This is a genomic window from Paenibacillus sp. FSL K6-1122, assembly GCF_037977015.1.
GTDB classification, from domain to species: Bacteria; Bacillota; Bacilli; order Paenibacillales; family Paenibacillaceae; genus Paenibacillus; species Paenibacillus amylolyticus.
On sequence record NZ_CP150272.1, the window covers coordinates 5406996 to 5431295 of the forward strand.

A 24300-nucleotide genomic window follows, 5' to 3' on the forward strand; every position below is an offset into this window, starting at 1 on the left:
TCATGGAACTAAACTACAACCAGAGGAGAGCATCATCCTTATGAATCTTGCATCTTTTTTAATCTACTGCATCGTCGTAACATTTACCCCCGGCCCCAGCAATATCGTAATTCTTTCTTCCGTACAACAGGTTGGGGCGCGTCAAACGATGCACTATGTCTGGGGAGCTACGTTGGCATTTGGTCTGCTGCTTACCGCTTCAGCTTTTCTTAATCAGCTTCTTGCGGGAGTGTTACCCGGAATTCTGAAGGTGATGCAGATTGTCGGCGGCCTGTACATGGTGTATCTGGCGTACCAGATCTACAAGATGGGTACGACCGAGGATGCACCGAAACAAGTTGCCGGATTTTGGAACGGTTTCATCATGCAATTTGTGAATCCAAAGGTCGTCTTGTTTACTTTCACTGTCATTCCAAGTTATGTATTGCCCTTTTATCAAAGTTCATTCTCATCGTTTCTGTTCGTGGTGTTAATTACCTTCATTGGATTTCTGGCCTATTCCAGTTGGGTTGTTTTTGGCACGGTTTTCAGAACGTTGCTGAATCGCCACCAAAAATTACTGAGTATTCTCATGGCCCTTTTTTTGTTATACTCAGCCATTATAGTATCCGGATTAATCTAAAGCTTGGGAGGTGTGCTGCATGGAACGGTTTAACTATAAAAAGTCGCAAGACGTGCTGGCACTATCCGCCAGCTTTACTGATTTTGCATACAAAAAACATTGCCATGAAGAGTATGCGGTCGGCGTAACCCTGCGTGGCATTCAACAATACAACCTGGACGGACAATATCAGGCATCTCACCAAAATGGTGTCATGTTGTTTAACCGTGAACAGTCTCATGATGGAAGCTCCTATGATAAGGCTGGCATTGACTATGTGATGCTGTATTTGAAGCCTGAATTGGTAGAGGAGATTATAGGCAAAAAGGAATTGCGTTTTGGAAGTCCCATCGTCTATGATCCCGAGCTTGCACGTAAGATCCTGATGCTGAACGATGCCGTTCAACTCAGACAGGACGAAGCCGAGTGCAGCGAACGGGTCTTCGATCTCGTTCACCTGCTGGCTCAGAAGGAAATGGACACCAAGCTCTGGTTGCCTCAGGACAACCTGGTCCGCAAAGCCAAGGAAATCATGTTTTGCAGCACCGAAGATGTGCTCAAGCTGGACAACCTGAGCTCCGAATTTGGCATGTCCAAGTTTCAATTTATCCGTGAATTCAAAGCACAAGCAGGCATATCCCCCTACCAGTTTTTCTTAAACTGCAAAGTGGAGCGTGCCCGTCAATCCATCGAAAAGCAGAAGGACGTATATACTGCTGTTGCCGATTGTGGATTCGTTGATCTGACCCATCTGAACCGTCATTTCAAACGGGTATTTGGTGTCACAGCTTATGAATACATGTTGCAGCTGAACTAGCTGCATCGGATCGATAATCTCGACTCCAAATGGGTGAAATTTTGACGCCACTCCTGAAAATCCCCGTATGGAACGCGGATGTACCTCGACGTTCTTACGGGGATTGACTTGTTTTTCAATCATACAAACCTTTTGTTATACAATCCAACTTTCAATTTTCATCAGACCTGCAATCAGATTCTTTTCTTTCGTTTCCATATCCACACGATTGCCAACGCTGCCAATAAAATGACTCCACCATATAATATGAGTTGGATATATTCACTTCTCCCATCGGTGGTTTCTCCAAAATCTTCTTTACTTACAAGCTTTCCCGCACCCAGCAATTTCAGATCGTCTCCAGCCTGTTCAATTGGAACATTGCCACTGCACAGATTCGTATGAAGCTTATGATCCACTTCATATTGATAAGCATAGATCAGGTAGGATTGATTCTTTTCAAATTGAATGCCACAGGATTCAGATCCACCGTCACTCGCGAGGATTTTCATCTTTTTGGCATTAACCCCCTTCCATGCAGTATCTACATCAAAGGTATACTCTCTTAATAAGCCATCATGCTTCGACTGTTGAGAACGTCCCTTCTCCACCACTTCTCCTGTAAATACAGTTGTGTTTGTCTTCAATCTCTCCTGAACATCACTCTCGACACAACTGCAAGCATACACTCTCTCTCCTGGAAATAGAGCTAACCCAGACGTAACCAACAGTAAGATCAACATGCACATCACCAAACGTCGTTTCATTCCGACCGCTCCCCTCCTACATTCTCTGCTTGAATAAGCGTTGTTAAGGTTACATATTTTTATTGCTGCTATATTTATTGTAAAATTATAGCACAATACAAATATCGTTATGTCCGACATACACAAGGACACAACATACGAAATCAACCATCACGGAGGAACTCAACATTTGATGCACAACTGGAAAAAGAATATCTCCTTCCCGCTGCTCGTTGCAGCGTTATGCATGATCGCCTTTATAAGCATCGCCTTGTCCATCAGCGACAACCAAATTCATCGATTTGATGACACGCTGATCGGCTGGATTCAGGGGTTGGAATCCCCTGGTATGACACAATTCATGCACCTTTTCACCTGGATCGGCAGCGAAATGCCAGTGGTCTTCATTACCATCATCGCCATGATTGTGTTGTACGTTTGCCTGCGACACAAACGCGAACTGCTCTTCCTGGCTTGTGTGCTTGCAGGTTCAACCCTGTTAAATGCATTGCTCAAGCTGGTATTCCAGCGTGCCAGACCTACCATTAACCGGATTATCGAAGTGAGCGGCTATAGCTTCCCCAGTGGGCATTCTATGGCAGCATTTAGCCTGTACGGTGGACTGGCCTTTCTAATCTGGAAACATGTACCCACCGTCACAGGACGTGTGCTGATGATTGTTGCCAGCGCCGTATTTATACTTACCATTGGGATAAGTCGTATCTACTTGGGGGTGCATTATCCAAGTGATATCGTAGGCGGATACTTCTTGAGTGGTTGCTGGCTCTCCACATGTATATGGTTTTATCGGCGGCACTTGGAGCGCATGTCCCAACTGCAAAGCAGAAGGCTGGCATAGGCGGCCCGCTATTGAACTACACAAAGAAATACCCGGCTTTCCTTAACTGAAGGATAAGGATCGCCGGGTATTTTTATATTCATATATTGTAGTCCTGAACACGTTCAGGACCACATGGACCGCTTGTCCCATTTAAGGGAACAGACGGGTCTGGTTTTTTTTAGCCAATTTATAACTCTTCACCATTGGATTCAATGACTTTTTTGTACCAGTGGAAACTCTTCTTCGGTGTTCTGCTCAAGTCTCCGTTACCGTCGTTGTCTTTATTGACATGAATGAAGCCATAACGCTTCTTCATCTCTCCAGTGGATGCACTAACCAGGTCGATACATCCCCACATGGTGTAGGCAATCAGATCTACGCCGTCAGCTACCGCTTCTTTCATCTGTTCAATGTGACCTTTCAAATAATCAATGCGATAGTCATCTTGAATGGAGCCGTCTTCCTCTACCACATCGACAGCACCCAGACCGTTTTCAACCACCATCAGTGGAATCTGATAACGATCATACAGATGATTCAGCGTGTAACGCAGTCCTTTTGGATCGATCTGCCAACCCCAGTCGGAAGCTTCGAGATATGGATTTTTGATACCGCCCAGCAGATTACCTTCTGCTCTCTCAAGGGACTCATCCGCACTTTCAACCAAAGACATATAATAACTGAAGGAGTAGAAGTCTACGCAGCCTTCACGCAAGGTCTGCTCGTCTCCCGGTTGCATCTCGATCTGGATACCTTCTTCGGCGAAGAAACGTTTGGCGAATCCAGGATACGCGCCACGAACCTGTACATCACCGCAGATCATATTGGAGATTTGGTCTTTCTTCTGTGCAAGCAACATGTCGTCCGGGTTACATGTGTTTGGATAGGTGGTCATGAAAGCGACCATACAGCCGATCTGGAAATCAGGGTTAATCTCATGTCCCAGCTTCACCGCTTTGGCACTCGCAACGAATTGGTGATGTAATGCCTGGAAACGAGTCTGAGGATCATCCACTCCGTCGACCAGTGTTTCTTTACCTTCAAACAGAATACCTGCAGCCATATAAGCACCCATCGGCATCGTCAGACAGTTAATTTCGTTGAACGTCAGCCAGTATTTGACCTGATCCTTGTAACGGTTGAACAGGGTTGTACAATAACGGATATAACAATCGATAACTTCACGGGAAGCCCAGCCGTTATACTTTTGTGTCAGACCGAATGGCGTTTCATAATGGGAGATCGTTACGAGCGGCTCAATATTGTATTTTTTCAACTCGGCAAAAACATTATCGTAGAACTGCAATCCCTCTTCGTTTGGCTCCAGATCATAACCGTTCGGATAGATCCGGGACCAGTTGATGGACATGCGGAACATTTTGAAGCCCATCTCTGCCATCATGGCAATATCTTCTTTGTAATGTCCGTAAAAATCAACCGCTTCATGGCTCGGATAATACGTGCCCTCTTCCAATACAGGCGTAATCCGGCGTGGGGTCGTGTGGGTTCCCCCTGTCATCATGTCAGACGTGCTCGGCCCTTTGCCACCTTGATTCCATCCACCCTCGAATTGATTGGCAGCCGTTGCGCCACCCCAGTAAAATCCTTCTTTCATTGTCATGACCAGTTCCTCCTTAATAATTAACTCATTTCGGTATAAAGTGCTTGATATTATGCGAGTAGCCGTTCCGGTCACGAATCGTTCTTCTGATCGCTGTTATCCTCGGATTTCTTTTATTCCCATTTCTAAATGGAAAAATCCCATGATAGCGTTTGCTTCCGAAGTAGCTTTCTTACAGAAAGCTTTTAGCGAACACTTCGTTTTTTCAGAATCGATATCGTCCCCTTCACTACTCCCCAATAAATGAAGAACAAATTATAAATCTGAGTCAAAATGTCTTGGTAAGACTTTTACACCAGTGTACCACCCATACCCTGACACCTGTTGTCATGGTATAATCAGAGCATGGAAAATAACCGACTATTTCGAATGTTGCTTTTGTTATTGGAGAAAAAGAAAGCCACTGCACCCGAACTCGCCCGTATGTTCGAGATTTCTGTACGTACGGTGTACCGCGATATCGATCGGTTAAGTGCTGCGGGCATTCCCGTCTATACAACGACCGGCAAGCATGGCGGTATTCATCTGATGGACAACTATGTCATGGACAAGTCCCTGTTGTCGGAAGAAGACCAGAATGAAATTTTGATGGGACTATACAGCATCAGTGCGATCCCCCATCTTAACAGTGCCCATATGCTACAACGGCTAACCGCCCTTTTTGATCACAAGCTGGATTGGATCGAATTCAATTTCTCACCATGGGGCAGCATCCCTCTGCAGGAGAGAGAGCTGTTCAATCAGGTGAAACAAGCTATATTAACGAATCAACTGATTACGTTTCATTATGTTAATTCGGATGGTGAGAAGAGCATTCCGACCGTGGAGCCACAGAAGCTTATTTTCAAAAACAGTACATGGTACTTCAAAGGCTACATTCATGATGATCCTGATCGGAAAGAATTCGAGACATTTAAGATGAAACGGATCACCCAGTTGACTTTTCTGGCGAGAAAACACGATCACTCTGTTACTGCCGGATCAAACGACCCTGAATCAGAAGCAGCTCCTGTCCTGACTCCTCTTACACTCTCGTTCTCCAGCAATATTGCATACCGAGTGTATGATTTTTTCGAACCCTCCCTCATTAAAAAAGAGCCTGATGGCAGGCTCCGTGTGTCTCTCGAACTGAATGTAGGGGAATGGCTCTACTCCTTCCTGCTGTCGTTTGGTTCCGAGCTGACCGTAATCGAGCCTGTTCATGTTGGACAGGAATTGCTCAGACGTCATATCAAAGCCGTTGAACATTTGCAGAACGTCATGAACAAACTTCCCAACAATGAATGATATAATATAGGCCTATACAACTTTTGATCACAGCTGACTCTCCGTCATCCATCTGACCGAAGGAGGTTTATCCATGCAAGACATTAGACGCAACAATGTGGAACGTTTCAAAGGTTTTGGTACGTTATACGATCAGAATCGACCAGCTGCTCCCACTGAAGTGGTGGATATTCTAACGACATATCTTGGCAGCACTCCACGTATGGTCGCAGATATTGGTTGTGGCACCGGCTTATCCTCGTGGATCTGGCTTAATGAAGCTGAACGTATCATCGGCTTTGAACCCAGCGATGACATGAGGTCTGTAGCTGAATCCAAGTGGGAATCTGCCGGGAAGCCGGATAACCTGCGGTTTGTGTCCGGCTTGTCTCACGACCTCGGACTACCAGATGGCAGTGTGGATGTGCTGACCTGCTCGCAATCGTTTCACTGGATGGAGCCGCAACCCACACTACGCGAGTTTGCACGTGTACTTCGTACAGGGGGCATATTTGCAGCCTACGATTGCGACTGGCCGCCAATGTTAGACTGGCAGTTAGAACAAGCTTATCTGCAGCTGAATAAGGAAGCAGATCAACGAGCAGCCAGTCTGGCTCCCCAGGATAGTCAGGCACACAAATGGAGCAAGGATGGGCATTTGCAGCAGATTCAGCAGTCCGGGCTGTTCCGATATGTTCGGGAAATCGTATTTCATCACCACGAGACATTCACTGCCGATCGATATGTCAATCTCGCCCTGAGCCAAGGCGGCCTGCAAACGGCGTTGAAGCTGGGAGCGGATGATCTATTAACAGCTGCTGACGAGTTCAGAGCGCTGGCTAATCGTGTATTTGATGGAGAATCCAGAAAAGTACTTTTTTCTTATCGCATGCGCCTTGGTATTGTTTGAAAACCGTCCGTTGCTTGTATCTCTCATACATACCAAAATGAAAAAGGAGGTCCTACACGTCATAAACATGATCTGTAGGACCTCCTTTTGTCTACATCCTCAGGAAGAGAATAAGTCACTTAATTGTCGCTCCTGTACATTCAATGCCAACACCAATTTTGTTGGGTCTTGTCTTGAATAGATGATATTAATGATATGACCTTGCTGCACCTGGGGCAGCGCAGATGACAAAATTTCTTTTTGCGTTGTCACATTGAAGGTTTCACCGTTCGTCTTTGTTATACTGAGTTTGAGCTGAAGCTTGATCTTGTTACTGCCTCCACTCCCAAGTGGAGTGACATCAAGGATCTTGGCCATTGCTTTTTCCCCTGTTCTTGCAATATCCATCATTTCAGGTGATACACCTTGCTGTACCATCTTTTCATCCAGCAATTGCTGCATATCTTCCTGTGACAGTTGCCCTTTCAGATCAAGCCCTACCTTGCGCTCATCCTTTACGGAAACCACTAATGGAATGAAACTGCCCGGCTGAAACTGTGCCATGGAAGTCAGCGGAATGACGGTTTTCATCTCGGTATCATATTTCTCTCGCCCTTTAAGCGAAACTGTCAGACCCAATCGAACCTCCGGTTGTTCATTAATATACGTACCCGTCTGTTGTATAGTCTTAATGACCCCAACTGCTGGTAAACCTGTCTTCACTCGACCTACGCCAAAAATATTGCTCAAAATCGCAGGAACAAAGATCAGTGCAAACCCGGCAAAGATCGCCGGAGTGTACCACCATGCCTGCATAATCATAAACGGATCATTCCACAGCTGCTGTGCCAGAAATGGGGAGAACCCCACTCCGAACACAGTTAATACGCCAATGAATCTCAGGAAACCTACCATATGATCTACCCTCTCTTAATCCTTCTCTTACTATCTCTATCCATACCTTTAGTTTCATGTATCTATTAATCGTTGTTATACGTATTATACACATGGGATATCACTGTCTTATAAGCAAAGACCTTCTAAATGGACACTAGTCCCATATAGATCAGTTCGGACGGATTCGCTGGATTCTGACCCAATCCCACCCGATCTCCAACTCGTGGAATCTGCATTTTGGACACCAGTGTCTCCAAGGTTCGCTGATACTGGTTACCGTTGGTCTCTGTCACATCCAATACAAGCACAACAATCGGATCAAAATTGATCAGTTTGCCTGTATCGGTGATCGTCACCACCGTTGCTGTTGCCGTTAATGGAAGCGAACCACTCGCGGCCAATTGTGCCTGCTTTGCCGAATCCAGACTTTGGTTGATGGCCTCCCGATGTTCCTTTGATACAAAACCTTTCATCATCATGCCAGTGAGTCCTTTATTCATCATTTTATCCGCTTTAGCAATCGCATCTTCCTGTTTGTTCTTTTTACCGAACCATCCCATATCAAACACCTCATTTGTTTTATTTGTTTTTAGAAGTTGTTCAAAAAGTCCACTTTTGATTACGAATCATGCCTAGCGGCATCATCAGCATCGAATATGAAATTCAGCCGAATAAGCATATGCTTACGAAGTATGTTTCCTTCGGAAACATTGTAGTTGCTCACGTAGGTCTCCTACGCTCCGCTACTCCATTTCTAGCTTCATTCCATCTTCTCGGTACTGAAAACCAGACTTTTTGAACACGTATTTATAATTAAATTATAAACACCGCGGCTTGTCCTTGAATACCCTTCTGGCGGCATACAAAAAAAACGAAAAATCCGGCAAATGAATTACGGGATAATCGTTTCTTTGGTAAAGAATTATGCTAATTCCGCAAAAAAAGATCTGCTAATCCGATCTTCATTTCACAATTGGCGGCCATATTTTGTGCCAAGTGCTTTGGCAATGCACAAAATCATGTCATAATCAGGCTCTTCCAAGCCGATTTCCGCTCTATTTTTTGCGTAACAGATAGACCAGTTTCCGATAATACATCGCGGCTTCTTTGTATTTACGCTGATCCTCAGATACTACGGCCATCCCTTCATATAACGGTTCAAGCCGCATGACATGCTGCGCGGATTCAAAATAAGGCAGACACGCAAGTGCCCGCTCCATGAAAACTTCGCGATCTCCATGCGCAAGAGCCAGATGGCTCTGGTAGAAGGTTGCGCTCATCTGCTGGTCCTGTGTTGTTGCACATTTCAAAAGTTGATCTACACTCTGCGCGAGCACGCCCCAGTTCTTCCGTGCCAGAGCCACTTCGCATCGATACACACTGACGAGCGGCTGCATGGCCTGCTGTGTTTCTTCCGTTTCCTGCTGCAATAGCGATTCAAATCGTTCAATCTCCGTCTGTGCCTGATCCAGTTCACCTGTCATTGTTAACATGACAATGCGATTGTTGGCAATCGCCGTTACCAGATCTCCCTGGTTGCCCGCATACACGAGGTTTGCCTCCGCCATGGTTAATGCCGAGAGTGCCTCCTGAACCAGCCCCATTGCGAAGCAATACCCACTATATGCTACATATAATCCAGACAACCGATGAAACATCCGCTGATCATAGACATGACGCATCGTAAGCTCGAATACCTGTTTTGCCTCTTCATACTGTTTGACCTGGATGTAGGCTTCCATCTTGATATTTTGCACAGACAACCAGAATTCACTGCCAGGAAGCGCCAGCTCACTGAGCCTAGTTGCATGAGTTAGTACATCCACAAAAGCCATTTTGGAGCGATAATATTGTATTTTATAGAACAAGAGCGCCTTAACTAACGGACGCGGCAGATCAATATCGTCTGGACGACCGTATTTCTCCAGGTAAAAATTGAGGTAGGACGTATGTATATACTCATGAGCCGTTGCATCATTTAATTGCTGATAATAGACCGCCTTCATCAAGGCCGTTGTCAGCTCAACGGTCAGCGTGTCATCCCGATCTGCCAGTGCATGCACCGTATCTTCGGATATCGCCGACGCTGGAACAGACATTTGTTCGAAAATAACCTCTGCCCGTTCGAGTGTTTCCTCGTCCTGAGCCGCAGCCTGTAGAATATAGGAAGGGGATACCCCAAGACGCCCGGCGATGGCTTCTGCCAAGTCCTCAGGTAGCGGATAACGATCCGCCAGGATATTGGCAAAGTGGGCCTGCGTGACCAGACCTTCCACAAGGTCTTTACGGGAGATTTGTTTTCTTTTGCTTAGCAGTTCAATGCGTTCCTTCAGCATGGTATCCCTGTCCTTTCTATCCTAACAAGCGAGTACATTCTATTCACATCATCGCAAAATTAGTGATATAACGCCACCCTTCAAGTGAAATCAAACGAAACGGTTTCCGTTTCCGAGGTAATTGTTTTACAATAAGAAAGTATGTGTAAGAGCATTTTATCGAAATGCTGAAACATGAGCTGAATATGAAAGGATGCAAATAAATGATTATTAAACCAAGAACACGTGGTTTTATTTGTACCACTTCCCATCCTGTAGGTTGCGCTGCGCAAGTGCAGGAACAGATTGATTATGTAAAATCCCAGCCTAAGCTGAAAGGACCGCGTAATGTACTCGTGATCGGTGCTTCCACCGGATACGGTCTGGCGTCACGTGTAGTTTCTGCTTTTGGAGCTGGAGCGAATACAGTCGGCATTTATCGTCCAAGCAGTTCCACAGAGAAACGTACAGCTTCTGCAGGATGGTACAACTCCGCTGCATTCGAAAAAGCCGCGGAGGAAGCAGGCCTGAAATCGTACAGCGTTACAGGTGATGCATTTGCAAACGAAACACGAGACAAAGCCGTTGAACTGATTCGCAGTGAACTCGGTCAAGTCGATCTGGTCGTATACAGCGTAGCATCGGCACGCCGTACCGATCCGAACACGGGTGAAGTATTTAACTCTGTGCTGAAGCCAATCGGACAATCCTACACGAACAAAACGGTGAACTTCCACACAGGCGAAATTAGCTCCGTTACCCTTGAACCGGCAAACGAAGAGGAAATTCGTCAGACGGTAACTGTTATGGGCGGAGATGATTGGGAACTATGGATGGATGCCCTGCAACAAGGCGGCGTGCTTGCCGACGATGCAACAACGATCGCTTTCTCCTACATCGGTCCTGAACTTACCCATGCCATTTATCGTGATGGTTCCATCGGTCAGGCCAAGAATCATCTGGAAGCAACTGCACACAAGCTGAATGATCGTTTGAGTGCCAAAGGTGGACGTGCGTACTTAACTGTAGCCAAGGCGCTGGTGACTCAATCCAGTTCTGCGATTCCAGTCGTGCCGCTGTACATCTCAGCATTGTACAAAGTCATGAAAGAAAAAGGCTTGCATGAAGGATGTATCGAGCAATTGCAACGTCTGTTCGCTGATCGCTTGTATGCGGGAGGAGAAGTTCCAACCGATGCCGAAGGTCGCATTCGTATTGACGATTGGGAGATGAGAGCTGACGTTCAGGAAGAAGTGGCGAAGCTCTGGAATGAGTTGACCACAGAGAACATCTACGATCTGTCCGATCTGGAAGGTTACCGTCGCGAATTCTTCCAGCTGTTTGGTTTTGAAACCGATGGTGTGGATTATGAAGCAGATGTTGATCCCAACGTTGAAATGCCTCATCTGGTGAACTAAATAAGTTTTGGCGTGGACGTGAACCTAGGTTTTTGTTTTCGTTAGCACTTCTGATGTAATGCTAGAGATATGATATTAAAATCAAATGAAGAAGGAGGGGCCCTCTGGCTCCTCCTTTTTTTGTCCTTTTTAGATCCTCCCCCCTTTAACAATTCCAATTTCCGTATCCGTACACTCCTTTGTATATCCCCTAATCAAATCGATTTAAGCTGCTTTTTCAGCTCTTTTGATACCGTCTTCTCGATAGTAATGGAACGTGCTCCATGCATGGACGCAAAGAATTGAAGCCCCTCCCGAAAATTCGTAATCCATTCCTCCACAGGTGGAGCAGTCTCTTCCATCGATAACAAACGAACGGTAAGTACTCCAGTTTTGCGATCAAGTCGTGGGTCCATACGTCCAATCAACCGATCACCGTGAAGAATAGGCATGGCATAATAACCGTAGGTTCTTTTCACCTCTGGCGTATAAATCTCCCATTTATAATGAAAATCAAATAAATCAACAATACGTTCTCTTCTCCATAACAGGTTGTCCAGCGGCGGCAGGAAACGTACCGGGCCAGACGGATCATAGTGTGGCTCTTCGCTTTCCATGTGCAGCAGCAAATCCTCATCTTCAGCACGAATATAATAAGGCGTGGCCACGTCCTCCACCTTAAGCGGGATCATTCGCCCATCTGACACACGTGCAGCAATATCGGCGCGTCGTTCAGCCGCTGTAGATTTCAGCCAACCCAGACGGGGATCACGGGCATCTACAACACGATACGCATGAATGTATTTATCCAGCAGAGCCTGTCTCTGGGCCAACACATCGATGTCTTCTTTCATCGTAAGTCCCTGTTGCTGCAACTCAGATTCGGTAATATGAAAATAACGTTCATTCCCCTGCCTCGCCACCACACGAATCACAGCGGAGTCCAACAGTAGATTCAGAGCAAGTGTGGTATCCTTTGTCTTTGGCACATCTGCACTGTCCCAATAACCACTTACCCGTTCAACAGCACGGAAGGCTCTGGAAGGTAAAGGACCCTCTTCCTTCAAACGCTGTAACACATGCTGCACTGTTTTCTCTAGACCTTGTAAGGACGGAGCCAGACGCTCCCTTAATCGGGCACGCACAGGTTCAAAGAGAGCATAATCCTCGATTGGAATGACACAGGCAGCATTTGCAAAATATTCAAACACCTTGTGATCACTCAGCAACGTATTTAAGCTGTCAGCATTATAACCAGGGTCACGAGCCCCCAGCACCAAATGCTGGTTTCCGGTTACAGCAGCCACAGGATCGATCTGTACGCAACCAAGGGAACGAATCAAACTCAAAACTTGGTCAGGTCCCGAAGGTAAGGAAACTGCGGGCCAACGTCCCAGTAAGGCTTGCGTTTGCAGCAAAAAACGCCGAACGATTTTTTTATTCAAGTGCAGCGCTGTTGTCATATGTATAGGTTCTTCCCTTCATTAAATATACAAGGATTTATAGTCCAATTTATCAAGATACCTTGATTTTAACAGTCCACATGATTACTTTCCAACCAAAGAAAGAATTCAATGTCTTACTTATCCAGCAATCCGTTCCTTATGGACAAAATAAAAAGAAGCACCACCATCTTGGATGATCTGCTTCTTGTGTTTGACCTTTTGCAATTTTTCCTGCTTCGTAGGCATGAGCCGTACATGCTGGGATAACGCACCATAATCTCCGTTAACTCTTCGGCTCTGTTCCGAGCACCATTGACCTGACCGCTCTGCTTTGCGTAATGCTTTTTGTGTTTGTGTACGTGCCATAATGGATCACACACTCCTTTGGTTGATATACACTCAATATATCATGTGCAGCTACGCAAGTGAAGGTGCTTCCTACTGGAATGAGATGTACATCATTAAAAAGGCTTCCACCCAAGTACTTAGCGGGATTGCCGCTTTCGCCGAGACTGCCACGTCTCGATTGGTTCATGATCATCTTCTTCGATCAGTTCCAATGCTTCTTCCACTCTTCTGGCTTTGAATAACAGAATTAATTCCATCAGGTCTTCCCTGTCCAGCAGCTTCACTCCATTAACCGCTGCAAGCGTCCGACAGGCTTCGGTGTAACGGGCGGACGTTAATACAATCGACCGGTCGGCTTCATAATAACGCATCGATGTATATATCTCCTGCACAGCACTCAACCCTACGGGATGGTTCGCACCATATCGCTTCGCTTGTATCACACTTCGTCTGCCGAGTCTATCAACAAACACCAGATCTGCCCCAAAATCCCGGCTACTCGTTGTCTTATGCACCTCATCGTACCCGAGCTCTTCGAATAAATGATAGAGATATAATTCAAATTCCGAACCATCCTCCATCTTGTCGATGTCCTTTATTGTGATCTTACGAGGATTGGCTTCACTTCGGATCCGCTGCCCGCGCCCGATAACACGCCGAATAATCCAGGCCAGCAGCAACAATATGATGATACATCCAATGACCCATAGGGTCACATTTTCGCTCCAGTTCATAGCTATTCTCCTTGTTTCATTTCCTATGTTCTATCCAACGTCTTACGCAGATACGGCTGTCACCGCACTAAATATATCAGACTTCCACCTTCATCGAAAGAAGATGAATTCCCTGTAACCGTTACACTTCTCCAAACATAGTCATTTCGACAAACCAATGATAAAAGGTTACAGTGCGTTCGGTTGAATTCAGCTTGACTTTAATGGTAAAATTCAACAATCGGTTCTATTTTGAACCGAAGAAGAAAGGTGGTTTATCACTTGCATACATTGACCAAACACAAGTCCAAAACATGGGCTGCCCTCATTCTCAGCGGCATGCTCCTCTTCACCATGAATACAACAGGTTACGCCGCTGCTTCAACCGAATCCATGCCCAAACCGGCGTGGACGTCATCGTCCCTGATGTTATCTGAGGCTAATACAGAGAAAGATGTCCTGATCAAGGGAATTCATGCCGTGCCATCCAAAAATCTTGTATATGTACATGCCTCCCAACCCGTGACCAAAACAAGTAGCAAAACAACACTCGACTGGCAACTGGACTCTCTCCAAGCATTCGATGTTACAACTGGACAATTGAAGTGGAATACGATATTCCATGAGAAAAGTGGTCCTTATACCACCTACTCCGATTCGGTATATGCCAGCAACGGTACAGCTTATGTGTATATGGAATATTCAGACAAAACCAAAAAATTGTACTCATTCAATACATCCGGTAAAACCAACTGGGTCAAAACGGTGAATTCACCTGCAAGCATATCCCTATTGGATAACGATACGCTGATGGTTGCTTCAAGTCAGGGCGTGCAATCGAATGGTTCGGTTCGCTCCGCCATCTCGTTATATGACAAAAAGGGCAAGCTGATTACTGAAAAGACCATCAACGGTAACGTGCTTAAAGCTGATCATGGTCGAATTGTAGTGGATGCCAGTAAACAAACGAAGGTAGGAAACTTCTGGCAGCAAGCAGCTAATCCCAAAGTAGAGATCTATGATCGTACGTTGAATCGTCTGTCCTTCTACCAATTCCCTGCCAATGCAAATACATTAGGAGATGGCGGCGGTGAATCGCTGGCCATTCTCGACGATGGTTCCATCATTATGCGCGCCAATTTTGAGAACACCGGTAACAGACTGATGGGCTTTGGCATCGATGGCAAGCTTGCTTGGGGACGTGCCATTGCTGGTGATGCCTACATTCAGACGGCTGGCAACGGTTATACAGTCTTTACAGGGCAGAAGCTGGAACTGTACACGATGAAAGGCAAAGTGACTGAGCGTACATTCAAGGACGCACAGCCTGCACTTATGCGTGTTGACCAGACACAGGATGGTCAGTATCAGCTTGATTTTGCCAAAACAGGATACATTCTTGATCCACAGACGCTGGAAGACGTGCATATCTACACAACCAGTGCCTCGGTTCCTTCATTAGAAGGTGTTTCAACTTATGTGGATGATGTCATCTATTCCATGAACGATGAGACATTGTCCAAATATGTACTGAAGTCCAATTCTGCAAAATAAATACTCGATTTAATAATAAGCCGGGAGAGTTCCATAAGGAGCTCTCCCGGCTTATTACATTGGCAAATTAGAATATCATCCTATTTCCAATTCTCGTCTATAAATTCGTCCCGTCCGGATAACGCACGGTCTTCCTTATAATGTTTTTCGTTTTTCTTGTGATAATCCTGATGATAGTCTTCAGCCGGATAGAATACAGCTGCATCCCGAATTTCCGTAACAATGGGTTGATTGAATCGTCCGCTGGCAGCAAGTTCCTGTTTGGACTGTTCAGCAAGCTCACGTTGACGTTCATTATGCACAAAAATCGCCGTACGGTACTGTGTCCCCCGATCCTGGAACTGACCTCCGTCATCCGTCGGATCAATCTGAGGCCAGTACAGCTCCAGCAGTCGTTCATAAGGGAATACATCTGGATCAAATGTAATTTCAACCACTTCGACATGACCGGTCTCCCCGGTTTTGACCTGCTCATATGTTGGATTCTCGACGTGACCGCCAGCATAACCCGATATAATGCCATGAATGCCCGGTTGTTCTTCAAACGGTGTAACCATACACCAGAAACATCCGCCGGCGAATGTAGCTTTTTCCATTCTGTTCATCCCCTCTTATCGAAACTATCTATAGAATACTGATGCTAAGTTACGCATACATTCTTATATTTTAAAACAACAAGAGGTTGATTGAAAGCCATGGTTATGGCTCTCAATCAACCTCTTCATTGGTAAAACATTTAGCTGACAACTAATTCAAGAAATTATCTTGATTAAGTTACCCGCGACTACGTCCCATCGAACGGAAGATCAAGCTTACGATGGCTACAAGAACGATCGCACCGATCAATGCAGGTACAATGTGGAATCCGCCCATCTCAGGACCCATATCGCCCAAGATTACTCCACCTAACCATCCACCGATAAAACCAGCAATGATGTTACCAATAACACCACCTGGAATGTCACGACCAACGATCAAACCTGCCAACCATCCAATGATACCACCGATAATTAATGACCATAACCAACCCATATCATTCACCTCTAATTAAAGTTTTTGTTGTTGTCTGTCTACTATTAACCGCTACAGAAGCATTTAAACAATTGGCATAAAAATTTTTGCATATTACCTTTTGTCCCCATGCATCTTCCTCTGCAAAACAAGCCTTAGTCAGGTATGGAACAGTTCGCGTTACTTTCCGGCATCTCACCAGCTCAGGGCTGCGTTATGTACCTCCCGAAAGTCATTGTATGTTAGAGCAGACAAGGTTAGTATCACCAATTGAGGTAGGATTATTTATAAAATTGCGTCATATTATAGGATGGATGGGTTAGGTCTGATCAATAAAAGCCTGCACGGCCCTTACCTGGCTGCGCCAGCCAAGTATGTTTATGGCTCTTGTCCAGCTCGCCACGCATCGACTGAATGACTTTCACAATGTCTGTCTGTCCATTCTGATGCCATTCCAGCGCAGCGCTCACATACAACTCACCTAGCTGTGCAAGAGAAAACGTTTCGGTCAGACGAGCTGCTTCTACCGTGCCTTCTTCACCCGCAAATACGGTAAAGCCTCGTTGGCGCAAATATTGCAGGCGCAGCGCTTCATCTGGCAACGGAATTTCATAAGCCCGGTCAAACCGTCCAGCACGGTTCATGAGGCCAGGATCTATTTTCTCCGGATAATTCGTTGTCCCGATCAGGAAAATGCCTTCTTTTGACGTAGCTCCATCCAGTGTATTCAGGAAAAAGGAACGGACTTCATCCGGCATCGAATCGATGTCCTCAATGATCAGTACCATCGGTGCCAACCGCTTGGCAGCCTCGAACACTTCACGCACCGACTCACTGTTGGTATACTCCGTAATCTGCCAATACGCAGCCGGGCCCGGGATACTTCCAGCAATGGATTTTACCAACGTGGTCTTGCCGTTTCCCGGATGCCCATACAATAGAATGCCCCGTTTGTACGGGATATCATAATCTCTGTAAAAAGAACGATCCGCTTCGAAGAACTGATCCAGCGAGCGGAAAATATCCTGCTTGATCTGTGCCGAGAGAACAACATCCTCTCTTCCCACGGAGCGAGTGATGGATTCGACGTGACGATCGCTGCCATTACGGGCATCGGTGTAGACCGTTACTTTTTTCATATTTTGCTGACGTTCCCGTTCCCGGACACTTCCCAGAAATTGCTTCATCTCCTCATCACCGATGGCAAAGACAAAGTCTTCACTGTAGATCCCGTTCTCTCTGAAAAATGGAACCCGCACAAGTGCTACGCCCCATTTCGGATAAGCAAATACGTTGTTGCGAATGGAGTAATGCACACCATAAGTAGGCACATCTCCATCATCGTCGTAATGCAAGGTCTGAAGCTCCAGATCTTCGAATATACGGGCGACCAATTCCACTTCGTCACTGCCATTTTGCAGGTCTTCCCGGAGTAACTCCCAGTATTCATTGTTCGGGTCGGAACTGGCATACAGCTTGTACTCAACTCCATAGCGCTGATGAAGTGCCTCACTGATTCCACGAATCAGCCTTGAATAGATGGCGTACCCCTCCACTCGAATTCGGGTATCATGTTGTTCGTCATAAGTATAGATCGCCTGGGTTGGATCTGTTTGTTTTTCGTTTATTGTCATTATTTCGCTCCCTTTACCGCTACAAGCGGTTTGCATTTGGCTACAACTTGAGCCAGGCCTGCGCCGGTAACACTGTCTATAATTTCATCTACATTTTTATAAGCCTGAGGTGATTCATCAATAATGGATTCAAGTGAGCGTTGATTTACCACGATCTCATCTTCTGTACCCACACCCAGTGCCGTAGCAAAATCCTCCACGCTAATCAATCGTTTTGTTGCCGTCCGTGAACGGATTCGACCCGCACCGTGACATATTGAATAATAATTATCAGCACCCTGCGGCTGACCTACCATGATATATGAAGCAGTTCCCATGGAACCCGGAATAAGCGCCGGATGCCCTGTTGCCAGATAAGGCTTTGGATTGTCCGGATGACCTGCCGGCAACGCACGTGTCGCCCCTTTGCGATGTACAAAAACGGAACCTTGGTCTGCGTGAGATTCCTCCCAGGCATAGTTGTGCATCAGATCGTATAACGTACGAAATTCATATTTGGAGCCAAACACATCCCGGAATGCTTCGCGAATAGCATACGCAATCAGATGACGATTGACAACAGCGTAATTCAATGCAGAATACATCATGTTCACATAATGACGACCTTCCGCATGCTCCAGTGGAGCAAATACCAGTCTGGGATCGGATGTACCCAGGTTAAGCCGCTGCATGACTTTGGCAATCGCTGACGAACTCGTCTGACTTACATAACCACCCCACGCACGAGAGCCGGAATGAATCATGACCACGACCTGTCCATCATACAATCCCCAAGCTTCGGCGATTTCACGATTCTCTTCAGCGATCTCAATCGCCTGGATCTCGGCAAAATGATTCCCCCCACCCAGTGTTCCGAGCTGACGATGCGAACGATGCCATGTCATATCAGGAACGTGGTTTAACACATCCTCATCGTAACTGAACTTGCTGCTTTCCACATGTGTCATCGCGGTTGATTTTTTCGGTGTATAGCTGTCTGGAATATACTTTTTGGGTAAACCATGCAGGCCTTTACGAACAATATGCTCCAGTCTGATATCCGAGTAATGACCTCGCTGGTTCGCCTCCATCGGCAATACTTTCTCAATGGCCTTGACGAGTTTGCGGCGGAGCTTGATGTCTTTCAATTCGTCCTTGTGTAAGTTTGTCATATGCACTCGCATGCCACAGCCGATGTCACTGCCCACGATGGAGGGAGAAACATATCCGCTCTGCGCATCCCACACGGCTGTCGTTCCAATGCACGTACCTACACCGACGTGTACGTCTGGCGTATAACTCATATAAGAAATTCCCGGAATCTGCAGATTATTGTTTGCCATCTCAAACACCTTGTAATCAAGCGAGGAGAAGAGTTGTTGCGCCGCATATACGATTAAATCACCTGCAGGCAATTTTACTTCATGCCGGTAGGCACCTGTTAATTCGTTTGGATTAGTAAATAAATTAAATTCTGTATTCATAAAAGTGTATTATTCCTTCCTGTACGTTCAGCAAATTCGGTTTGCTGATTCATCTGTAAAATAAAACCAAAAAAAGCCATAGGCTAGTCGCCCATGACTTCTACTGAATGACAATAACGGAGAACAGAACAGCATAAACATGCTGTGTGTCTGTCATCCATCGCTATAATATAAGCGAAGAACGCATATCGATTATAAAACCTGCTAAACGATATGCCTATCCCCTATGTCGACCGTATGAGGCCAATGAAACGATGAGCCGGATATGCTATTGTGTCTACGTTGCGCCCTGTTTGAATCAAATCATAACCAAGCATCATGTCTCTCGGCCTCCCTTCGTTAATGTTAGTCTTATATTAAGGGGACTAGAATTCATGTGTCAACCCTTTTCTTGGAAATTGGTCCATGGTGTAGATTGCATATGTAAACAAAAACAGGAGATTGTCCTAGGACAATCTCCTGTTTTCCAAATAATAATGATGTTGTTAGCGTAACATGATTATTACAGTCCTGCTTGTTTTTCTAACTCTTCAACCGGATTTTCGTCTTCTTTTTCAGGAACTTTGGAAGACAGGAACCAACCACATACCGCAATGGTGATCAGTACAATATAGAATCCGAATTTCCAAATTTTATTTTCCGGGAAATGCTCATCCAGAACACCCAATGAAGGGTGTGCGAGTGTAATAACCGCCAGCTTAACCCCTACCCAACCTACGATGACAAAGGCCGCAACTTCAAGTCCTGGACGGGAATGAAGCAATTTCACAAAGTATGAGGCTGCAAAACGCATGATCACAAGCCCGATGAATCCACCGAGGAAGATAACGATAAACTGTCCACCGTCGAGTCCGCCAATTGGAGGCAATCCACTTGGTGGCAACGCCACAGCCAAAGCAACAGCAGCCAGAATGGAATCAACTGCAAATGCGATATCCGCTACTTCGACCTTGAAAACGGTCATCCAGAAACCGGATTGTTTTTTCGGTTTCTTCGGCGTTGAATCAGCTGCTTCATCTGTCTTATTGCGACTACCCAGTATCTTTTTAACGATATGGTTAATCGAAATATACAGGAGATACAGGGCACCGATCGCTTGCACCTGCCATACATCGACGAGGAAAGAGATCAGGAACAATGAACCTAAACGGAAAACAAATGCACCCATCAGACCGTAGAACAACGCTTTTTTGCGCTTATCTTCAGGCAAGTGTTTAACCATGATTGCGAGTACCAATGCATTATCTGCTGCGAGTAATCCTTCAAGGACCACTAAGACAGCAAGCACCCACCCATATTCTAATAATAATGAAACATCCAAAATTGACTCCTCCTTAATATTCTTATGATGTACAAAAAAAAGGACCTTTACCATCACTGGTAAGGTCCTTTTATATCCACAAAAAGAGACCTTTACCGAGCATGAAAACTTGGTAAAGGTCTCGCTAACAACAAAATTGCTGCCAATAAAGCCGGGGATATGATCCCGAATTGACGACTTTACTGTAAAAGCTACTCCCCTTTAACAGGAATATGTAGTTTTAGTTGGAACGGGTTGATTAACCTGTACTCATCATATTTCATAACGTTAAATAAAGTCAAGCTTTATTTAGTTGACGATACAGCTTACGGAATACGACAACATCGTAGATCATATTCCCCAGTGGAATGAAAGAAACAAAGAACAGAGCAATTGGACGGCGCAGACGCCATTTCTGTGAGGTGTACATAGTCACCATAAATAACAAATACATTAAAAACAAAAAACCGTACAGATTCCCAAACCATGTGACAGCCTGCGGCATAACCCCAGCATCTCTCAACGGAAAAGCAACAAACAGTAACAACACGTACGAAATGCCCTGCAACCACAACATCAGCCGGAAGCGCCCCAGCGTAGAATGTAACATTATTTTCCTCCTGCTTTTATACATGTAACGAATTCAATTGTTCCCGTACAGTATATCACAAAAGCTGAATATCTCGCTTGATGCCATGTAGCAGATTATTCCTGCACGCTTATATGGTTGGCTCACCTACCATTTCGCAGGAGCCAAATGCTTTAACTTCTCATAAGATATATGACGAAGATTGTTACAGATGTCGGACAAGGAGGAGCCGGATCATGAAAATAGCTATGGTTGCACCCGAGAAATTGCCTTTGCCCGGTAATGGTTCCGTGGAAATCTGTATCCTGGGCATCGCTCGTGAACTAGCCCATCGCCATCAGGTGACCATTATAAGTCGTCAAATGCAAGGTCTCGCCGCCACAGAACAGATCGATGGGATCACCATTCAACGTGTCCCTGCGTCGAGTCCTGTCATGTACACCAAAGCAGTCATACGTTTGTTATCCCAACAACCCTATGATGTAATTCAAGTGGATAACAGGCCACGAAGTATGGCTACCATCAAACGAGCCTTTCCACGCACTCCCGTTGTACTCTATCTTCACTCATTAACGTTTGCTCAGCCCGGGCCTTCCAAACTCACATTAATGAAAAAAGCTGATTGGATTGCCGTCAACAGTCATTCCCTACGACAAAGGTTAGGCCGCAGATTTCCGTTGGTAAAACACCGGATGAGTGTTGTTCCATTGGGTGCAGATCTAAGCCGCTTCAGACCTGTTGAATCCAGCGAAGAACAGATTCATCTGCGTACACAATTTGGAGTAACTAAACCATTCTCTATTCTGTATGTCGGCAGGCTGATCCCTGGAAAAGGTGTAGACGTATTAATTCGTGCGACTGCCCTCCTTCAGCAACAGGTATCTGTTCAACTGGTTGTTGCAGGCAAAGGACCTCCGTATTACATGCGTAAACTTCGCGAACTTGCCCAAAAACATAAGGTCCATGTTTCCTTCCGTGGTCAGATAAACCATGAGCATATCGATCAGTTGTATCGGGCAGTCGATTGTCTGGTCTGTCCGTCTCAAGAACATGAAGCTTTTGGCCTGGTTAATGTTGAGGCGATGGCTTCAGGATTACCCGTCATTGCTTCGGATAACGGAGGTATTCGCGAGATTATTGAATCAGGTATCAATGGATACCTTGTCACTGCTTATAAGCGCCCTCAACGTTTCACCTCTTACCTGTACAAACTTGCAAGCAATCCCACTTTTGCCGAGAAGTTAGGAAAGGCTGGCCGAGACAGCGCAAGGGCATATTTCAGTTGGGCAAGAACAGCCATGCATCTGGAAGCGACCTATACCAGGCTCATCCGTAAATGAGCCTTCTTTTGTTACGATGATCAAGCTTTTTCACGAAATTGCCATCCCTTAATCAAAGAATCCATCTGCGGAACAGGAATGTGACTCATCTCAATTAACTCCATAATCACCATATCTCTCATCATGAATCGTACTTTGGCACACGTTAGTTGATGAAACACATCGTAGAATGCCGTCCCGGCCCAACATCCATGAGGTACGACCAGCGGATCATTAACGATATAACCTACGGCTCCAATCGGGGGAATAACAACCTTAATTGCTTGATGATCCAAACGATTATCTGGATCTTTGACGAGATACACGGTATCCCCCACATGTAGAGCCTGTACTCCATCGTAGTGGTCCATCCCATACATAGCTGCGAATAATTTGGTGCTCATATTACCTGCTCCTTTTCCTGTACTTCTCCATGATTAAAATTTTTACAAAGATACATCGGTTTCATAATGTTCCAACCACTCGACAAGTTGCCTGCGTATCTCTCTACGGAACTCACGAGGTTCAAGTACCTCTGCCTCGGGTCCAAATTGATACAACCATTTCAAAAATTCTCTGCTGCTATTCAGTGTCACTTCAAATAACAATCCCCCATCGGACATATTCGTCATTCGCGGGCGAACAAACATTTCTTCTTCTTTTATGTAGGGGGCCACTTTCTCAGAGAATCTTACCTTGAAATGGATATTTTCGTCGCCACGGTCAATAGACCATGTGTTCTTCATGTACTGCGTTATGTTGAAATCACCCTTGTCGAAACCGGCATTTGTTCGTGTCACATCCAAAAAACGGCTGATCCGAAACAATCGAACTTTCTGCAGCAAATGGCAGTATCCAATCAAATAAAAACGTTGATCACGTGGAATGAGATAATAGGGATCGATATCCCGGACTGTGATCTCATTTCTTGTCAGCGTATGATATTGAGTACGAATGGTTTGCTGGCTTAGAATAGATTCGATAATGGGAATCAGCAAATTAGGGTCTTTTCCTTCCTCGCGATAAGCTGGCGTGCCCATCCGAATAATTCCCGCAATATTCTCTACAATGTCACTGTTTCTTGATTTTAATTTGGTATGAGCCGACATAACCTTGTCAAACGCTGAATCAAACTCAGCAGGTAACTTGGAGGTATCAACTACGGACGGGAGCAAGGAGAAAACCATTGCTTCCTGTTCAGTAAAATCTAATGGATACATCGCAAACTCACCAATAAATCGGTAACCTTTGCCGTATCCTTCATTCATAATTGGGGCGACCCTATCCAAAATCCGGAGATCACGATAAATCGTGCGTACAGTCGTACCGCATTTCAGCGCCAATTCCTTGGCCGAAATTCCAGGATTTGCTTGTATAGCCTGAAGTATACGCAGCAGACGAATTAATTTCTCTGTCATGTAGTTTCTCCCCTTCGATATTTTATCGGCAAGGAAAACTAGTTCCTTTAGTACAGAACTAAATCTTTAGTCCCAATATTATTTTCGCAATTTCACCATTTTTGTATAGTCCAATTGCACTCTTACCCCCTTTTAAT

The 24300-nt window shown here is 45.4% G+C and carries 24 protein-coding genes; 8 read left to right on the plus strand and 16 right to left on the minus strand.

Annotated features, from left to right (window positions below):
• Positions 1–40 precede the first annotated feature (40 nt).
• Both NSQ20_RS24265 and NSQ20_RS24270 read left to right on the plus strand, forming a co-directional pair.
• The gene (locus tag NSQ20_RS24265) at positions 41–622 is read left to right on the plus strand and encodes a LysE family transporter (protein ID WP_340031042.1); all 582 of its coding nucleotides are present in this window, start codon (positions 41–43) and stop codon (positions 620–622) included.
• 19 nt (positions 623–641) lie between these two features.
• Positions 642–1418 carry an AraC family transcriptional regulator gene (locus NSQ20_RS24270; protein WP_036674467.1) on the plus strand — a complete coding sequence of 259 codons (777 nt, stop codon included), beginning with the start codon at positions 642–644 and terminating at the stop codon, positions 1416–1418.
• Between the two features lie 173 nt (positions 1419–1591).
• Here the strand turns inward: NSQ20_RS24270 and NSQ20_RS24275 are convergent, their stop codons facing one another.
• Positions 1592–2164 (minus strand): hypothetical protein, encoded by a 573-nt coding sequence (locus NSQ20_RS24275; RefSeq protein WP_036674473.1) that lies wholly within the window; start codon positions 2162–2164, stop codon positions 1592–1594.
• Positions 2165–2336: 172 nt separating this feature from the next.
• Between NSQ20_RS24275 and NSQ20_RS24280 the strand changes: the two genes are divergently transcribed.
• Complete coding sequence (locus tag NSQ20_RS24280) at positions 2337–3002, plus strand: phosphatase PAP2 family protein (RefSeq protein WP_036674475.1); 666 nt, start codon at positions 2337–2339, stop codon at positions 3000–3002.
• Positions 3003–3171: 169 nt separating this feature from the next.
• Here NSQ20_RS24280 and NSQ20_RS24285 read toward each other — a convergent pair whose 3' ends face one another.
• Positions 3172–4605 (minus strand): glycoside hydrolase family 1 protein, encoded by a 1434-nt coding sequence (locus NSQ20_RS24285; RefSeq protein ID WP_036674478.1) that lies wholly within the window; start codon positions 4603–4605, stop codon positions 3172–3174.
• Positions 4606–4950: 345 nt separating this feature from the next.
• On the opposite strand from NSQ20_RS24285, the gene NSQ20_RS24290 reads away from it, so the two are divergent.
• A complete protein-coding gene (locus tag NSQ20_RS24290; protein WP_036674480.1) occupies positions 4951–5892 on the plus strand; it encodes a YafY family protein in 942 nt (313 codons plus the stop codon).
• 73 nt (positions 5893–5965) lie between these two features.
• Positions 5966–6781, plus strand: a complete 816-nt coding sequence (locus NSQ20_RS24295; protein WP_036674482.1) for a class I SAM-dependent methyltransferase — start codon at positions 5966–5968, stop codon at positions 6779–6781.
• 99 nt (positions 6782–6880) lie between these two features.
• On the opposite strand, the gene NSQ20_RS24300 is transcribed toward NSQ20_RS24295, so the two are convergent.
• From NSQ20_RS24300 to NSQ20_RS24310, 3 genes are all read right to left on the minus strand, one after another.
• Positions 6881–7675: a hypothetical protein gene (locus tag NSQ20_RS24300; RefSeq protein ID WP_036674600.1), complete on the minus strand. Its 795-nt coding sequence runs from the start codon at positions 7673–7675 to the stop codon at positions 6881–6883.
• Between the two features lie 125 nt (positions 7676–7800).
• On the minus strand, positions 7801–8217 hold the full coding sequence (locus NSQ20_RS24305; protein ID WP_074096159.1) for a hypothetical protein: 417 nt from the start codon (positions 8215–8217) through the stop codon (positions 7801–7803).
• 495 nt (positions 8218–8712) lie between these two features.
• Entirely contained in the window at positions 8713–9993 is a 1281-nt protein-coding gene (locus NSQ20_RS24310) for an XRE family transcriptional regulator (protein ID WP_338706855.1), read from the minus strand.
• A gap of 203 nt (positions 9994–10196) precedes the next feature.
• Between NSQ20_RS24310 and fabV the strand changes: the two genes are divergently transcribed.
• Entirely contained in the window at positions 10197–11390 is a 1194-nt protein-coding gene (gene fabV / locus NSQ20_RS24315) for an enoyl-ACP reductase FabV (RefSeq protein ID WP_338706856.1), read from the plus strand.
• 194 nt (positions 11391–11584) lie between these two features.
• Here the strand turns inward: fabV and NSQ20_RS24320 are convergent, their stop codons facing one another.
• The 3 genes from NSQ20_RS24320 to NSQ20_RS24330 form a co-directional block, all read right to left on the minus strand.
• Positions 11585–12832 (minus strand): crosslink repair DNA glycosylase YcaQ family protein, encoded by a 1248-nt coding sequence (locus tag NSQ20_RS24320; RefSeq protein WP_339195061.1) that lies wholly within the window; start codon positions 12830–12832, stop codon positions 11585–11587.
• Positions 12833–12952: 120 nt separating this feature from the next.
• Positions 12953–13180 (minus strand): hypothetical protein, encoded by a 228-nt coding sequence (locus NSQ20_RS24325; RefSeq protein WP_036617079.1) that lies wholly within the window; start codon positions 13178–13180, stop codon positions 12953–12955.
• Between the two features lie 119 nt (positions 13181–13299).
• A complete protein-coding gene (locus tag NSQ20_RS24330) occupies positions 13300–13896 on the minus strand; it encodes a restriction endonuclease (protein WP_036617077.1) in 597 nt (198 codons plus the stop codon).
• 261 nt (positions 13897–14157) lie between these two features.
• On the opposite strand from NSQ20_RS24330, the gene NSQ20_RS24335 reads away from it, so the two are divergent.
• Entirely contained in the window at positions 14158–15429 is a 1272-nt protein-coding gene (locus NSQ20_RS24335) for a hypothetical protein (protein WP_339195063.1), read from the plus strand.
• 80 nt (positions 15430–15509) lie between these two features.
• Here NSQ20_RS24335 and msrA read toward each other — a convergent pair whose 3' ends face one another.
• The 6 genes from msrA to NSQ20_RS24365 all read right to left on the minus strand — a co-directional run bounded on the left by msrA (position 15510) and on the right by NSQ20_RS24365 (position 21447).
• Positions 15510–16025, minus strand: coding sequence for a peptide-methionine (S)-S-oxide reductase MsrA (gene msrA, locus NSQ20_RS24340; protein WP_127551385.1), 516 nt, complete (start codon positions 16023–16025; stop codon positions 15510–15512).
• A 178-nt stretch (positions 16026–16203) separates the two neighbouring features.
• Complete coding sequence (locus tag NSQ20_RS24345; RefSeq protein ID WP_062835823.1) at positions 16204–16461, minus strand: GlsB/YeaQ/YmgE family stress response membrane protein; 258 nt, start codon at positions 16459–16461, stop codon at positions 16204–16206.
• A gap of 308 nt (positions 16462–16769) precedes the next feature.
• Entirely contained in the window at positions 16770–18074 is a 1305-nt protein-coding gene (locus NSQ20_RS24350) for an AAA family ATPase (RefSeq protein WP_339195067.1), read from the minus strand.
• Entirely contained in the window at positions 18074–19537 is a 1464-nt protein-coding gene (locus tag NSQ20_RS24355; RefSeq protein ID WP_340031044.1) for an RtcB family protein, read from the minus strand. Before NSQ20_RS24355 ends, NSQ20_RS24350 begins: the two co-directional genes overlap by 1 nt.
• Positions 19538–20039: 502 nt before the next feature.
• The gene (locus tag NSQ20_RS24360) at positions 20040–20858 is read right to left on the minus strand and encodes a TerC family protein (RefSeq protein ID WP_036617064.1); all 819 of its coding nucleotides are present in this window, start codon (positions 20856–20858) and stop codon (positions 20040–20042) included.
• A 277-nt stretch (positions 20859–21135) separates the two neighbouring features.
• Positions 21136–21447 carry a DUF3817 domain-containing protein gene (locus NSQ20_RS24365; protein WP_036617062.1) on the minus strand — a complete coding sequence of 104 codons (312 nt, stop codon included), beginning with the start codon at positions 21445–21447 and terminating at the stop codon, positions 21136–21138.
• 215 nt (positions 21448–21662) lie between these two features.
• Here NSQ20_RS24365 and NSQ20_RS24370 point away from each other — a divergent pair, with 215 nt between their 5' ends.
• Positions 21663–22766 carry a glycosyltransferase family 4 protein gene (locus NSQ20_RS24370; RefSeq protein WP_339195070.1) on the plus strand — a complete coding sequence of 368 codons (1104 nt, stop codon included), beginning with the start codon at positions 21663–21665 and terminating at the stop codon, positions 22764–22766.
• A 20-nt stretch (positions 22767–22786) separates the two neighbouring features.
• Here NSQ20_RS24370 and NSQ20_RS24375 read toward each other — a convergent pair whose 3' ends face one another.
• On the minus strand, positions 22787–23149 hold the full coding sequence (locus tag NSQ20_RS24375) for an HIRAN domain-containing protein (RefSeq protein ID WP_339195073.1): 363 nt from the start codon (positions 23147–23149) through the stop codon (positions 22787–22789).
• A gap of 42 nt (positions 23150–23191) precedes the next feature.
• Complete coding sequence (locus NSQ20_RS24380) at positions 23192–24163, minus strand: transcriptional regulator (RefSeq protein WP_076212352.1); 972 nt, start codon at positions 24161–24163, stop codon at positions 23192–23194.
• Positions 24164–24300: the final 137 nt, after the last annotated feature.

Coding starts and splice junctions, on each gene's coding strand:
- msrA (WP_127551385.1), bottom strand. CDS start 16,025: ATGGAAAAAGCTACATTCGCCGGCGGATGTTTCTGGTGTATGGTTACA.
- NSQ20_RS24320 (WP_339195061.1), bottom strand. CDS start 12,832: ATGACAACAGCGCTGCACTTGAATAAAAAAATCGTTCGGCGTTTTTTG.
- NSQ20_RS24365 (WP_036617062.1), bottom strand. CDS start 21,447: ATGTTACATTCTACGCTGGGGCGCTTCCGGCTGATGTTGTGGTTGCAG.
- NSQ20_RS24345 (WP_062835823.1), bottom strand. CDS start 16,461: ATGGGTTGGTTATGGTCATTAATTATCGGTGGTATCATTGGATGGTTG.
- NSQ20_RS24265 (WP_340031042.1), top strand. CDS start 41: ATGAATCTTGCATCTTTTTTAATCTACTGCATCGTCGTAACATTTACC.
- fabV (WP_338706856.1), top strand. CDS start 10,197: ATGATTATTAAACCAAGAACACGTGGTTTTATTTGTACCACTTCCCAT.
- NSQ20_RS24270 (WP_036674467.1), top strand. CDS start 642: ATGGAACGGTTTAACTATAAAAAGTCGCAAGACGTGCTGGCACTATCC.
- NSQ20_RS24295 (WP_036674482.1), top strand. CDS start 5,966: ATGCAAGACATTAGACGCAACAATGTGGAACGTTTCAAAGGTTTTGGT.
- NSQ20_RS24325 (WP_036617079.1), bottom strand. CDS start 13,180: ATGGCACGTACACAAACACAAAAAGCATTACGCAAAGCAGAGCGGTCA.
- NSQ20_RS24305 (WP_074096159.1), bottom strand. CDS start 8,217: ATGGGATGGTTCGGTAAAAAGAACAAACAGGAAGATGCGATTGCTAAA.
- NSQ20_RS24285 (WP_036674478.1), bottom strand. CDS start 4,605: ATGACAATGAAAGAAGGATTTTACTGGGGTGGCGCAACGGCTGCCAAT.
- NSQ20_RS24310 (WP_338706855.1), bottom strand. CDS start 9,993: ATGCTGAAGGAACGCATTGAACTGCTAAGCAAAAGAAAACAAATCTCC.
- NSQ20_RS24375 (WP_339195073.1), bottom strand. CDS start 23,149: ATGAGCACCAAATTATTCGCAGCTATGTATGGGATGGACCACTACGAT.
- NSQ20_RS24275 (WP_036674473.1), bottom strand. CDS start 2,164: ATGAAACGACGTTTGGTGATGTGCATGTTGATCTTACTGTTGGTTACG.
- NSQ20_RS24350 (WP_339195067.1), bottom strand. CDS start 18,074: ATGACAATAAACGAAAAACAAACAGATCCAACCCAGGCGATCTATACT.
- NSQ20_RS24355 (WP_340031044.1), bottom strand. CDS start 19,537: ATGAATACAGAATTTAATTTATTTACTAATCCAAACGAATTAACAGGT.
- NSQ20_RS24300 (WP_036674600.1), bottom strand. CDS start 7,675: ATGGTAGGTTTCCTGAGATTCATTGGCGTATTAACTGTGTTCGGAGTG.
- NSQ20_RS24280 (WP_036674475.1), top strand. CDS start 2,337: ATGCACAACTGGAAAAAGAATATCTCCTTCCCGCTGCTCGTTGCAGCG.
- NSQ20_RS24290 (WP_036674480.1), top strand. CDS start 4,951: ATGGAAAATAACCGACTATTTCGAATGTTGCTTTTGTTATTGGAGAAA.
- NSQ20_RS24370 (WP_339195070.1), top strand. CDS start 21,663: ATGAAAATAGCTATGGTTGCACCCGAGAAATTGCCTTTGCCCGGTAAT.
- NSQ20_RS24380 (WP_076212352.1), bottom strand. CDS start 24,163: ATGACAGAGAAATTAATTCGTCTGCTGCGTATACTTCAGGCTATACAA.
- NSQ20_RS24330 (WP_036617077.1), bottom strand. CDS start 13,896: ATGAACTGGAGCGAAAATGTGACCCTATGGGTCATTGGATGTATCATC.